The sequence below is a fragment of the Limnoglobus roseus genome (assembly GCF_008254045.1).
Lineage (GTDB): Bacteria > Planctomycetota > Planctomycetia > Gemmatales > Gemmataceae > Limnoglobus > Limnoglobus roseus.
In genome coordinates this window covers 2,382,635-2,396,322 of sequence record NZ_CP042425.1, presented here as the reverse complement: position 1 = coordinate 2,396,322, position 13,688 = coordinate 2,382,635, and the positions used below count along the sequence as shown (strand labels likewise).

Sequence of the window (13,688 nt, the reverse complement as noted above, 5' to 3'; positions counted from 1 at the left end):
CATTTGTCGGAGACGAAAGGCGATAGTACGATCCTTTCCACGAGAGGGCACGTACAATCGCCGGGGGCGAATCGCCCGAACCCGTCACATCAGGAATCCCACCATGCTCTCCACCCGATTTCGAATCGTACTCCCCGTGTTGGTCACGGTGGTCGCCGTCGCGTTCACCGGCTTGAGCCGGGCCGAGGACGAACCCAAGCCGATTCGAGCGCTTCTCGTGATCGGTGGTTGCTGCCACGATTACGCCAAGCAGAAGGACATCCTCACCAAAGGAATCTCGGCGCGGGCCAACGTGCAATGGGGCGTCGCGTATGACCCGGACAAGGGCACCAAGCACCTGAACCCCGCGTACGAAACCGACGATTGGGCGAAGAACTACGACGTGATCGTGCACGACGAGTGCTCGGCCGACGTGAAGGACTTGAAGGCGGTCGAACGGGTGTTGAAGCCCCACAAGGAAGGGCTGCCCGGCGTCGTGCTGCACTGCAGCATGCACTCCTTCCGCACCGAGGGCTGGCCGAAGACGACCACGCCCTGGTTCGAGTTCACCGGCCTCGCGAGCACCGGCCACGGCGCCCAACTCCCCATCGGCGTCGTGTTCGTCGACAAGGAAAGCCCGATCACCAAAGGGATGACCGATTGGAACACGAAGAACGAAGAACTTTACAACAACTTCAGCGGCAAGCTTCTTGAAACCGCCCAACCCTTGGCCCGCGGCAAGCAAACCTCCAAGAACAAGGACGGCAAGGAATCGACCGCCGAGACCGTCGTCGCCTGGACGAACACCTACAACGGCAAAGCGAAAGTCTTCGCGACCACCCTCGGCCACAACAACGAGACCGTGGCGGACGAACGCTACCTGGATCTCGTCGCCCGCGGCCTGCTCTGGTCCTGCGGCAAGCTCGAACCGGCCTACCTGAAACCCGCCAAGCAAGTGATGCTCGACGAGAAGAAGTAACACGATTTTGTTAGCAGTTCCGGCATGCTCGTTCGAGACGTGGGTGCGCTGACTGTCGCCGCTGACGGCAAACTCCTCCGGGTCGGTGCCGGTGCGGAGCGTCCGCACGACCTTGCGCGTCGGCAGGTCGATCATAATGCCGTCCGCGGCGCGGTCCCCATCGGAATCCTTGGGGAGGATCGGCCCGCCCTTGTCGTCGAGTTTGGGTGGGCCTGCCACAAGGGGCGTGCCGCGGGCGGGGCACCTCGAGGGCACCGTCCGGGCGCACATCGACGAGTTGGAATGCAACCTCGACGCCCTCCGGCCGAAGCTCTCCGAGGAGTACTGGAAGCTCCGGCTGGCCGTGAGGTACGGCCGGGAGTGCGTCGACGCCGTCCAGCAGCGGCGGCACGACCTCATCCTGTTCGACGTGAACAGGACCACAATGAACGGGTTCGAGACGCTTGAGCAGATTCGCCGGAACACGCCGCACATGTCCATCGACATGCTCACAGCGACCGACGACGCCGGCACCCACACCGGGCGCGGGCCCCTGGGGCAGACGGGTTCATTGGCAAGGTGCTGTCGAACCCGGACGGGGTAAGCGAAGAAATCTGGATGGCCCTGGACGAGGCCGGCCTACTAGGCCGTGTTGATGTTCCTGATGCGTGCGGCCACGACCGATCGGCGAGAGGATCGAAAGCCGGACGAACGGACCGACCTGCTCCGTGACCTGTGGCGGCAGTAGACCGAACGTGAACAGACTCCGCCCGTTGACCGGCGGCAGCACGGGCGCCGTAGCATGCTCCACCGGAAACACACTGGTTCGCTCAAGCCATCGCCGAATGAGGCACAGGCAAGCGATGAACTCCCCATCCCCCGACTAGCTGCTCCCCTTCCCAGTACGAATGAGGCCGCACTCCGTCGCCGAGTTCCGGGCGATGCGGGACGAGTTGCGGGCCGCACTCGGCCTTGCGCGGCCTGCTCCAGTGAGAGGATCGAGTCGTCGCCGGTCGGGATGTCCCCCCGCCGTGGCACCGGGCTGGCGACGGCGGCGCAGGAACTCGTCCACGGCACTCTCGAGGTTGACGGGTTCACGGTTGTGGTGCTCCCAGACCGGGAAGTCAGAGCGAACCTTCTCCCACACCTCGGGTGGCCCGCTGGCCGATAGCGTTGGTCCCGTCGATCAGGTTGCCGCCCAAGCTGCCCGCCGACCGCACCAGATCTCGGGCGTGCCGGTTGTACTTTGGCCCCCCTCGCCGAAGTTGATGACGTGGTACTCTTTCACACCCTGTGTAAAAGGACCGAACGTGTTCTCGTCGGCCATTTTTCAATCGGCAACGGCTGTTCTTGTTGGTCCTGCTTTGAAATGACACAGCGGCTTCCGCGTAACGCCAAGTCACGCGCAGGGAACGCTGCGACGCACGGATCGCAACCATCGCGACTGCCCAAGCCGCACTTTCGCCAAACGCGCCGGTCCATCGCATTTCCAAAACGCCCGACCGGGGATGTTGCCTGAAGTCTTCATGACGGGTAACGCCGCTGGCGAAATCTCTCCGAACTGATTTCGGTTTTACTTCGTATTTCCACTTGTCACAATTCCATCTGGTATTACAAAGCTTTCTACAAGTTTAACTTTTTATTACTAACCAAGTTCGGCTATTCGAGAGGTCCAGCATGCCCCCGCGATCGCACCACCGGCACCGCCACGCCTTCACGCTAATCGAGCTTCTCGTCGTGATCGCGATCATCGCAATCCTCATCGGGCTGCTACTGCCTGCCGTCCAGAAGGTGCGGGACGCTGCCGCCCGAATGAGCGACCAGAACAACCTCAAGCAACTGGGCCTCGCCGCCCACAACTTCGCCGGCGCGAACGACCGGCTGCCCGGCTACCAGCCGGCCCCGAGCGGGTCGTCGGTCACGTCCTACGGGTACTCGGTCCACGCCTTCCTCCTGCCGTACATCGAGCAGGAGCCGCTGTGCAAGACGTTCGCCCCGAACACCCAGCAACTGTTCTTCGGGGCGGCCCCGTTCGGCACGCTCAATCCGGCCCTCGCCGCGACCGCCGCCACCCCGGTCAAGACGTTCCTCAACCCGGCGGACGGGCAAGACCCGGTCTGCACCATCATGTCCGGCGGGTCGCCCCACGCCGGCACCAACTACGCCGCCAACATCGGCAGCGGGCTGGACGCCAACGACGCCGCCAGCAACCCGCAGAAGTCGAACGGGACGGATCTGCGGTTCCCTTCAGACGGTCTGTTCTGGTCCGGCTCGAAGGTGAAACTGACGGACATCTCGGACGGCACGTCGAACACGCTCATGTTCGCCGACATCATGCGTGGCCCGAACGCCAGCCTGACCGGAACGCCGCTGTCGTCGTTGTCGAACGACCAACGGCGACGGCTGTACGCCAGTGCGAGCAGCGGGCGTAGTCCCGTCGCCACCGCACCGGGCGGGCTGAACCCGCCCCTCACCACCACCGACGCGACCGGGGCGACCGGCTGGACCGGCAACCGGGGCGGGTCGTGGATTTGGGGTCAGCCGTACACGAACGGGTTCACCGCCGCCCTCACCCCGAACAGCACCACGCCCGACGTGGCCGGCCACGGCCAGGGGTGGTTCACCGCCCGCAGCCCGTTCGCGGGCGGCGTCAACGCGGCCCTGGCGGACGGCAGCGTCCGCTTCTTTCGCGACTCGATCAGCGTCACCACTTGGCGTGCGATGGCCACCCGCACCGGCGGCGAGGTCGTCAACGGCGGCGACTACTGACCCCTCAACCGGAGTTCCTCCTCATGAACCTGATCCTACTGTCCGTGCTTTTGGCCGCAGACCCGACGCCGGTGCAAGTGTGGCCGGGCTTCCGGGGCGACGGGACGAGTACCTCGACCGCCAAGAACCTGCCGCTGACGTGGTCACCGACCGAAAACCTCGCGTGGCGGACGCCGCTGCCGGGGTACGGCCAGTCGTCGCCGGTGGTGTGGGAAGACCTCGTGTTCGTCACCGCCATCGACGGGGCCGAGAAGGAGAAGTTGCTCGTGGTCGCCGTGGACGCGAAGACCGGAAAGGCGGCGTGGACGAAGGAATTCGCCGCCACCCAGAAGGGCAAGAACAACCCGATGATGAGCCGGGCCGCGCCGACGCCGGTGGTGGACGCCGACGCAGTGTACGCCTTCTTCGAGTCCGGCGACGTGGTCGCCCTGTCCCACGCCGGCGAGGTCCGGTGGGAGCGGTCGTTGTCGAAAGAGTACGGAGCGTTCAAGAACAACCACGGGGTCGGCAGTTCCCCGGCCCAGACTGATAAGGCCGTCGTGGTCCTGATCGACGACCTCGGCCCGTCGTACCTCGTCGCCCTGGACAAGGCGACCGGCAAGAACGTGTGGAAGGCCGACCGCCCCAGCCGGGTGTCGTGGACATCCCCGGTCGTCACGAAGATCGACGGCAAGCCCGCCGTCCTCGTCAGCAGCAGCGGCTCTCTGACCGCCTACGACGCGACCACGGGCAAGGAGCTAGTCTCTCTCAGCGACTTGGTCGGGAACACCATCCCGTCCCCGGCCGTGGTCGGCGACCTCGTCGTCCTCGGGGCCGGCGAGAACCGGACGGAGCCGGACCTCGCCGCGTCCGCCAAGTCGAACTGCTGCCTGCGGCTGGTCGTGAAGGGCGACAAGACCTCGTTCGAGCCGGTGTGGGACGGGAAGAAGGCGATCAGCCACCACGCCAGCCCGCTCGTCCACAAGGGCCACGCCTACTTCGTCACCAAGACCGGCCTCGTCCACTGCGTCGATCTGAAGACCGGCGCGGAGCATTACGCCGAGCGGCTCGACAACCCGTGCTGGGCCACGCCGGTCGGGGCCGGCGACCACGTCTTCTTCTTCGGCAAGGACGGCGTCACCACCGTCCTCCTGGCCGGGTCGGAATTCGAGAAGGTGGCGTCGAACCGCTTCTGGTCCGCCGCCGACTTCGGCAAGCGACAGGATGAGGCCAAAGAGAAAGCCGCCTCGACCCTGCCCAAGCCGCCCGAGGGCAAGGGACCGGGCGGTGGCCCGCCGCTGCCGAAGGCAGAACTCGAAGCCACTCGCTACTCGGCGGTCGGCGACGTGGTCTACGGCGTGGCGGCGGTGGACGGCACGTTCTTCGTCCGTACCGGCACCGAACTCATCTGCGTCCGCGACACCATTCCCACCAAACGCCCGTGAGGAACAACACCGTGACGAAGCTCGTGAACCGCACCTTCTGGCTCGTACTGGCGGCAGCTCTGCTCGCCGGGATGACCGCGTGCGACGGGTCGAATGCGGGCGGGCCGGACGTGAAGCCCCCGGACGAGAAATCAAAAAAGGGGAAGGCACCCCGCCCGTTCGCTCGGCTGTTCATTCAGGACTTGAAGACCAGTTCGCTGAAGTGGGCCGACGTGCGGGTCGGCGAGAAGGCCGAGTTCACCCTCGACCCGCTCGCCGCCGTGGACGGGTTCAAGGCACTTGACGCGGCGAAGCAGAAGCTCGTCCAGATGGAGGAGAGCGGCGGGCTGGTGTGCGCCGGCGTCCGCGACGACGCGGACGGCACTTTCGAGAGCGGCTGGGTGCTGGTGCGGTCGGGCGTCGGGTACATCGACCACGGCGACCACGGCCACTGGACGTTCAAGAAGAAGCCCGCCGTCGCCGACAGCCGGCTCGACACGAAGCAGGGCAACCCGGCCCATCTGTACCAGTACGACGGGCGGTTCTTCCTCGCCAACGACAAACTCAACGGCTACACCCGGATCGACCCGGCCAAGTACGACGGGTCCGACAAGGACACGCCCCGGTTCGTCGCCGGCGGCGGCGGTCACATCACCCTGGCCGTGGTGGGCGACACGGTCGGGTACGGCGGCTGGATCGACGGCGGTGGGCCGAACAAAGGCCGCGTCGATGTCACCCCGGTCGAGGCAGGCGTCAAAAACGAGCCGGCGTACTCGTTCCACCTGCCCACCGGCGGCATCCACGGGGCGATCGCGAACTCGGGCAAGGTGTTCTTCGCACCCTCGGACGGTGTCTGCTGGGTCGAGGCCGACACCGGCGCGAAGCTCAAGGCGGATCAGGTGAAGGTCCGGCACATCCCGCTCGGCAAGGACGGCGACAAGCCACGCCGCACCGGGGCGTTCGCCAGCCACGGCCACCACGTCGTCTTCGTCACCGGCAAGGACGCGAATTCGGCCCTGGTGCTGGTGAACGCGAAGGACGCCGAACCGAAGCCGGTTTTCGTCCCGCTCAAGGTGAAGAAGGGGACGCAGGCCGTCACCCCGGTCGTCGCGGCCACGGCGGACGGGAAGGCGTATGCGTTCGTCTTCCACGACCGCGTGAAGGATGCGGAAGCGGACGACGCCCTGGAGGTCGTTGCCCTCGACCCGAACGGCGACGGCGACTTCTCGGACGCAAAGGCGGTCAAGGCCCTGAAGGCCGGCAAGAGTGCGGTGGACGGTCACTACGGCCACCACGACCTGGCGTTCGACGCGGACAGGCGGTTCGGGTTCTTCACCAACCCCGGCGACGGCACCGTCTGCGTGCTGTCGCTCAAGACGCTCGACGTGTTGGCCACGTTCCACGTCGGCGGCACCCCCACGGCCATCGTCGCCTGCGGCAGCCGCGAGACGGAGGACTGACATGGCCGTTGATCGGGGCGGTGTCGTCACGGCGGTCGGCGTTCTCACCATCGTGGGGGCGGTCGGGGTGCTGGCGTACCAAGCCCAGAAGGGACGGCCCGTCCCCAGGCCGCACAACCACGCCCATGCCGCCGCCGACCGGGGGCCGAGCGTTCACAGCCGCATCGTCTCGCTCGGCAACGACGAGTACCACGCCGAGGTGGTGCTGGCGACTGATGGGAAGCTCCACCTGTTCGTCCTCGGGGCCGACGAGGGCCGCGTGCAAGCCGTCGCGGGCGAGCCGCTGCCCGCTCTGCTCAAAGGGTCGGGTGACCCGGCGGCGGTCGAAGTCATGCTCGCCCCGTCCCCGCAGCCGGGCGATCCGCCGGGGACAACGTCCCGGTTCGTCACGGCGGTGCCGGGAGCGGTCGTGGCCCGACCGCTCGAAGTGACCGTTCCGAACTTGAGCGTGGAGGGGAAGCGGTTCCGGTTCACCGCCTCCGTGGGTGCCGCCGACCACGCCGCCGAGATGCCGGCCAAAGTCGCCGACGACGAGGAGCGGCGGCTGTACCTGACGTCCGGCGGGGATTACACCGCCGCCGACATCGTGGCGAACGGGCGGCGGACGGCGTCGGAGAAGTTCAAAGGGTTTCGGGCCAAGCACGACGCGCACCCGAGTGCCGGCGACCTGCTCTGCCCGATAACGGGTACGAAGGCCCACCAGGACTGCTCCTGGGTCGTCGGCGGGAAAACGTACACGTTCTGCTGCCCGCCGTGCGTGGACGAATTCGTGAAGCAGGCGAAGGACAGGCCGGGGACGATCCGCGTGCCGGAAGAGTACGTCCAGAAGTGACCCAGCAGGTGAAGGGAGTGAACCCAATGCCGGCAGTTCTGATCGGCGACCGGCTCCGCGCCGTCGCCACCTACGACTTCTCGCCCCGGTTCAGTGCGCGGGTTCGCGGTTGGATCTGTCACCCGCTCGGCGTCCTGTTGCTGGCGGGTGCCGTATCGCTCCTGTGCGGGTTGTTCCTGCACGCCCAGGGGTTCGTCCTGGGCGGCGGCGTTCTGGCCGTGGTCGCCCTCGGCGTGATCTGGCCGTGGCTGTCGGTGCGGGGGCTGGCCGGGGCCGTCGCCTTCGACCGCTCGCGGGCCTCGGAGGGCGACGCCGTCGAAGTCCGGTTGACGCTCCGCAACCGCCTGCCGTGGGCCGCATGGGGGCTGGCGGTGAAGGCAGGGTTCGGCGGCTCGTCTGACCCGGTCGCCGGAGTCTCGACTGCCCCGCGACGGCGAACCGCCCTGTGCCGATGGACCTTAACACTGTCGTGCCGAGGCGTCTACCCGCTCGTCACGCCACGGCTCTCCACCGGGTTCCCGTTCGGCCTGTGGGAGAACAGCCGCGCACTGACGATCGAGGGGCCGTTGGTCGTTTGGCCCCGCACGTACCCGGTCGGGCCGATCCCGCCGGTGGGCGGCGACCGTCAGGTCGAGGGGAACGTGTCCCGCAGCAAGGTCGGTACGAACGGTGACGTGCTAGGCGTCCGGCCCTACCGCCGGGGGGACTCGCCCCGCCGCATCCACTGGGGGCAGTCGGCCCGGCACGACCGGCTCGTCGTGTGCGAACTCGAATCGAACTCCCGCCCGGTGATCCAGCTGGTTCTCGACGCCGACCCGTGCGTCCACGCCGGCACCGGCCCGGACTCGTCCCGCGAGTGGGCGATCCGCGTCGCCGCCAGCTTCGCGAAGGGGTGGCTCGCGGACGGCGCGCAGGTCGGCCTGTCGTGGGGCGGACACGACATTCCCCCGGCGTCCGGCCAGAGCCAGTTGCACACGATTCTCGACGCCCTGGCCGCCCTCCCCAGCGACACCCCTCAGCCGCTCGCCGACGTGCTGGCCTGTCCGAAATGCAAAGGCTTCCGCGACGGCCTGCAAGTGATCGTCACCACCGACCACACGCACGCCCACGGCGGCTGCGGGGCGTGCGAGGCCGAAGACCAGCGGTGGGTAGTGCTGAAGGCCGGGGCGTTCGCCGACTCGGTCAACGTCGCCTCCTGCGGTCATTGCCCGACGCCGTGGCTGCTCATCGACTCGGCCGACGCGATCCCGGCCCTGCTCAAGGGCGGCTGGCGGGAGGCACGACATGGCTCCTGAGATGTCCCGGCTGGTGCGGCGGGTCACGTTCGTGCTGCTCGCGCTGTCGGCTGCGGCGGTCGAGGTCGCCGCCATCGACACGCGGGCCGTGGCCGCGAGCCTGGGGCTGGCGGCGGGGTGGGTCACCCTCGCCCTCGTCGTGAATCTGTTCGTTCCCGTGCCGGCGGACTCGCACCGGAACCCGCCGAAGTGGGTGTTCCCGCTCACACTCGGACTGGCAGCGGCACCGTTCGCGGTCGAACCGCTGCGGCGAAGTTGGACCGGCGACGGCGACCCGCTCGAACTCCAGATGGTGTTCGGGCTGCGGAACGTCGGGCTGGGGCTGGCGGCGTGCGGCGGGTGGTTCGCGTGCCTGCGGCTGGCGTGCGTCGTCAGCCTATTCCTCACACTGTTCGCCGCCGTCATGACCGGCCACCCGGCGGTCATGGTGATCCTGGGACTGTACACGGCCACCGGCAGCATCTGGCTCATGCTGGTGTACTGGACCGGATTGAGGGCCGTGTGCGTCGCCCCGGAGCGGGCCGTCGCCGTCGAAGAGCTACCGGAGCGGCAACGCCTCCCGTGGGTCGGGCTGCTCCTACTCCTGTTTGCGGTCGGGGGTGGGCTGGCCTTGGCCCTGGTCGGGCCGAAGCGGGCGGCGTTAGCCCTCGTGGAACTGATACCCACGTCCGGCGGGACCGGGGAGACGGACCCGTTCGCGCGGTACGGCGTCGGCGACGGCCCGGAAGAGACGCCAGGCGACGACGCGAAGGCGGCGGGAATGGTCGAGACGGAGAAGATGATCGAGGACACCGACCGGTCCCTCGTTGACGTGGTCAGTGACACCTACGGCCCGCCGCACAAGCCGCCGGCGGACCAAGAACGAATGGTGGCGGGCGGGTTCGCGGAGGTGATCCAGTCGGACGGCAAGCCGCCGGACAACCGCCGCCCCAACCGGGACTTCGACACCAGCCGCACGGGGCCGAAGGGGGACAAGAAGCCCGACAGTCGCGCGGCCCGTGGGCTGTTCGAGGTCGATGGGCGGACGCCGCTGCACGTCCGGCTGGTCGCCTACGGCGGTTACGATGCGATCGGTAAGCGGTTGATCGAGGCCCGCAAGCCGAGCAGCAGATCCATCGAAGCCGAAGGCGGCGACTGGATGCGGCTCGGCCAATTCAAGTCGTCCGCGAACTGGTATCGGGAGGACGAACGGCACCGGCTCAAGGCGGCGGACATGGCGGACAACCTCGTCCCGACGCCGGCCATGCTCACCCGGTTCCGCATCAACAAGGTAGACAAGCCGGACTACTACGAATGGGACCACGACGGTGTCCTCGCTTTGGCCGGCAGAAAACGCACGCCGCCGGGGGTGATTGTCACCACCGACTGCCACACGCTCGACCCGGCCCGGCTGCCAGACGCAGCATTCGTCCGGGCGGGAGCCGCTGGCGTAACGGCCCCGGATCTCTGCGAGATGCAGGATGCGATCCGCCCCGAGATCGACCGCCTGGCCCGCGAGTGGGCCGGCGACCGGGATCGGGGTTGGCAGCAGATCGAGGCCGTCGTCACGAAGCTCCGCACCGGGTACACGTTCGACCCCACAGCCGCCACCCCGCCCGACCATCCCGCCCCGGTGCTGTGGTTCCTGACCGAATCCCGTGGCGGCCCGGACTACCTGTTCGCCACCGCCGCCGCGCTCCTGCTCCGCTCGCTCGACTACCCGACGCGGGTGTGCCTGGGCTACTACGCCGCACCGGACGCCTACGACCAGCAGACGGCCCACACGCCGGTGCGGACGACCGACCTCCACACCTGGGCCGAGGTGCGGCTTCAGGACGGCCACTGGATGGTGGTCGAGCCGACGCCCGGTTACGCGGTGCTGGGGCCGAAGCTGCCGCTCTCCGAACGCATCCTCCAGGCACTCGTCGCGGTCGCGGCGTGGGCGGGGCGGCACGCGATCGAACTGTTCGTCACCGTCGCCGCCTTGGTCGTCGCCTGGGGCCGCCGCCGGGCCGTCCTCGACGCCGCAGCAGTCGGCGTCTGGCGATTGTGGCCGGGGAAGACGTGGCGGGAACAGGTCCGCCGAGCCGTGCGGCTGCTCGAACGCCGGGGCCGGTGGGCGGGCCGACCACGCGGCCCTCGTCAGACAGCGTGTTCCTGGCTGCGAGGTGTTCGCTCCGATGCCTCGGAGCATGACCCCGACCTTGACCGCCTGATCCGCATGTCCGAGTGGGCGGCTTACGCCCCGGAGGTATCGCCGCCCTGGGACGAGGCCGACGCGGTGGTCGTTTGCCGCCGCGTCCTCGAGGGCTGGACCCTATGGCGTTGGCAACAACTCAGTCCTTCTTAACGCCACGATGGGAGCGTAACTGTGGTGGAGACGATGGAATGCAAAATGTCCGCCGGTGCCGTCCCCGGCACGGGGCAGATCGACCGGCTGCGTGCCGCCTTGAACCGGGCGTTGCGGGGTAAGGGTCGGGTGGTGGAACAGGTGATCGCCTGCCTGCTGGCTCGCGGACATCTCCTGCTCGAAGACTTGCCCGGCCTGGGGAAGACGACGCTGGCCAAAGCGGTGGCCGGGGCGGTCGGTGGCACGTTCGCCCGCGTCCAGTGTACCCCGGACCTGCTGCCCGGCGACATCACCGGGTTCTCGATCTTCAACCAGAAGACCCGCGAGTTCGAGTTCCAGCCCGGCCCCGTGTTCGCCGACGTGCTGCTGGCTGACGAGATCAACCGGACTACGCCCCGCACCCAGTCGGCCTTGCTGGAGGCGATGGCCGAGCGGCAGGCGACGGTGGACAACGTCCGCCGCACCCTGGCCCCGACGTTCTTCGTCATCGCCACCCAGAACCCGGTCGAACACCACGGCACCTACCCGCTGCCGGAAGCCCAACTCGACCGCTTCGCCATGAAGCTGTCGGTCGGCTACCCCGACCGGGGCGACGAACTCGACCTCCTCGCCGCCGCGATCGGCGACGTGACCGGCGAGCCGGGCAGCGACCCGAGCCTGACCGAGGGCGAACTCGCGGCGTTGCAGGCACAGGTGGCGCGGGTCGCCGTGCAGCCGAACGTGCGGGCCTATCTGGTCGATCTGGGGCGGGCGACCCGGTCGCACCCGAAGGTGACGCTCGGGCTGAGTCCGCGTGGGCTGCTCATCTGGCAGCGGGTGGCCCAGGCGTGGGCGTTCCTGAAGGACCGCCCGTTCGTCACCCCCGACGACGTGCAAGACGTCGCGGCCCCGGTCCTCGGCGTCCGCCTCGGCCTCGCCCCGGACGCCGCCGGGGGCGTCATCCACCACCTACTCGAAGCGGTGTCCGTGCCGGTCTGACCGCCACGCCGCCACGGAGCATTCATCATGGCCGAAGGCATGTTCTGGAGCGTGCTGCTCCGCACCGGGCAGATCGCCATTGAGGCGTCGGTGACGTTCCTCGTCGGCCTCATCGTCGCCGGCGTCATGCGCCGGATGCTCGGGGCCGGAGGCACCCGGAAGTTGTTCGGCGGCGAGGGGTGGAAGGGGCTGTTTCGGGCCTGGTGCGTGGGGATGCTCCTGCCGGTCTGCTCGCTGGGCGTCATCCCCATCGCCCGCGAGATGCGACGGGCCGGGGTGCCGAGCGGGACGATCCTGGCGTTCGTCCTCGCCGCCCCGCACATCAACCCGCTGTCGCTGCTGTACGGCCTGACGCTGTCCGAGCCGGTCGTCATCGTCTGCTTCGCCGCCGGGTCACTGGTCATCGCACTGGCTGCCGGGGCGGTCTGGGAGCGGAACTTCGCCAAAGACGCGGACGCCACCCCGCCGGGCGACGAGCCGCTGCCCGCGCCGGGCCTCAAGCGGCTGGCCGCCGTGGTCGTCACGGCGGCTCGCGAGGCGGTCGGCCCGTCGATGAAGTACGTCCTGCTCGCCCTCGGCTTCACGGGCCTGCTGTCCGGGCTTCTGCCCCACGGCAGCTTGGGCATGAGCATGCGGCACGACGACCCCACGTCGCCGGCCCTGATGACGGCCATCGCCCTGCCGATGTACACCGGCCCGCTCCAGGGGATGATGCGGCTCGGCCTGATCTTCGACCACGGGAACTCGGTCGGGGCGGCGTTCGCCCTGTTCGAGTTGGGCATCGGGGTGAACGTCGGGCTGGTGGTCTGGCTCGCGGCCCTGTTCGGCTGGAAGCGGGTGCTGTTGTGGCTCGCCGGCGTCGCCGTGGTCACGACGGCTTTGGGGTACGCCGCCGAAGGCCCGCTGTATTTTGCGAAGGAGGAGGCCAGTCACACCCACGCCTTCGACGAGTGGACGAGTCCGTTCCCGTCCGAGCAGGGCGGCGGGTGGGATGCGGTGCGGGCGAAGCTGCTGCAAAAGGTCGAAGTGCTGGAGCCGGTCGCCCTCGGCGGGTCGCTCATACTGGTTCTTCTCGGAGCCGGCCTCGCCCGGCTCGACCGCACCGGGCGGGTCGAACGCTGGCTGACGACGGCACCAACTCCATCGGATCGCCCGAAATCAATTTGGAACAAGAACGTGCCGGGGCTGGTTTTGGGACTGGTCGCCCTATTCGGGCTGGTCGTGTTCAGCGTGGTCGCCCTGTTCATCTACTACCCGGCCCCGAAGGAGGCGTTCGCCGAAATCGTTAGCGTCCGCACCGAAGCCGTCGCCGCCGTCCGCACGGGGAAAAAGGAAGAGGCGATCCGCCAGATCGAGCGTTGGGACGTCCTGACCCGCAAGTTGCAGGTCGGCGTTTTCATCCGCACGGGCCGGATGAACCCCGAAGCCTGGCAGACGACGGAAGCCCTCCGCGAGCGGCTGGAGGAACTGCGAGACGCCCTCCTCGCCGACGACCCCGGCAAGGCCAAGCAGCTTCTCGCCCCCGTCGAGGAGGCGTACCGGAACTGCCGCGACCGCTATCAGCCATCAGCCGAGTAACGTGCGGAAGCCGGTTCCCAAGACAGTCAACGAGTTCCGACTCGAACGGCACACCTCCTGAGCGGGACCGCGAGGTCCGCATTTGATGCGATGGTACAACAATAGAA

Annotated in this window: 10 protein-coding genes; all 10 read left to right on the top strand. The window is 68.1% G+C overall.

Features of this window, described 5'->3' with window-relative positions; genetic code table 11:
• Positions 1-103: 103 nt before the first annotated feature.
• The 10 genes from PX52LOC_RS09950 to PX52LOC_RS09905 all read left to right on the top strand — a co-directional run bounded on the left by PX52LOC_RS09950 (position 104) and on the right by PX52LOC_RS09905 (position 13,581).
• Positions 104-958 (top strand): ThuA domain-containing protein, encoded by an 855-nt coding sequence (locus PX52LOC_RS09950; protein WP_149109955.1) that lies wholly within the window; start codon positions 104-106, stop codon positions 956-958.
• Positions 959-1,148: 190 nt separating this feature from the next.
• On the top strand, positions 1,149-1,541 hold the full coding sequence (locus PX52LOC_RS09945; RefSeq protein ID WP_168218899.1) for a response regulator: 393 nt from the start codon (positions 1,149-1,151) through the stop codon (positions 1,539-1,541).
• A gap of 1,073 nt (positions 1,542-2,614) precedes the next feature.
• The gene (locus PX52LOC_RS09940) at positions 2,615-3,706 is read left to right on the top strand and encodes a DUF1559 family PulG-like putative transporter (protein WP_149109953.1); all 1,092 of its coding nucleotides are present in this window, start codon (positions 2,615-2,617) and stop codon (positions 3,704-3,706) included.
• Between the two features lie 23 nt (positions 3,707-3,729).
• A complete protein-coding gene (locus PX52LOC_RS09935; RefSeq protein WP_149109952.1) occupies positions 3,730-5,130 on the top strand; it encodes an outer membrane protein assembly factor BamB family protein in 1,401 nt (466 codons plus the stop codon).
• Positions 5,131-5,141: 11 nt separating this feature from the next.
• On the top strand, positions 5,142-6,569 hold the full coding sequence (locus PX52LOC_RS09930; protein WP_178132545.1) for a YncE family protein: 1,428 nt from the start codon (positions 5,142-5,144) through the stop codon (positions 6,567-6,569).
• Between the two features lies 1 nt (position 6,570).
• Complete coding sequence (locus PX52LOC_RS09925; RefSeq protein WP_149109951.1) at positions 6,571-7,401, top strand: hypothetical protein; 831 nt, start codon at positions 6,571-6,573, stop codon at positions 7,399-7,401.
• Positions 7,402-7,427: 26 nt separating this feature from the next.
• Positions 7,428-8,696 carry a DUF58 domain-containing protein gene (locus PX52LOC_RS09920; RefSeq protein ID WP_149109950.1) on the top strand — a complete coding sequence of 423 codons (1,269 nt, stop codon included), beginning with the start codon at positions 7,428-7,430 and terminating at the stop codon, positions 8,694-8,696.
• Complete coding sequence (locus PX52LOC_RS09915) at positions 8,686-11,025, top strand: transglutaminase-like domain-containing protein (protein ID WP_149109949.1); 2,340 nt, start codon at positions 8,686-8,688, stop codon at positions 11,023-11,025. The genes PX52LOC_RS09920 and PX52LOC_RS09915 overlap by 11 nt, the downstream gene beginning before the upstream one ends.
• 45 nt (positions 11,026-11,070) lie before the next feature.
• The gene (locus PX52LOC_RS09910) at positions 11,071-12,003 is read left to right on the top strand and encodes an AAA family ATPase (protein WP_246173682.1); all 933 of its coding nucleotides are present in this window, start codon (positions 11,071-11,073) and stop codon (positions 12,001-12,003) included.
• A gap of 27 nt (positions 12,004-12,030) precedes the next feature.
• Positions 12,031-13,581 carry a permease gene (locus PX52LOC_RS09905; RefSeq protein ID WP_149109947.1) on the top strand — a complete coding sequence of 517 codons (1,551 nt, stop codon included), beginning with the start codon at positions 12,031-12,033 and terminating at the stop codon, positions 13,579-13,581.
• Positions 13,582-13,688: the final 107 nt, after the last annotated feature.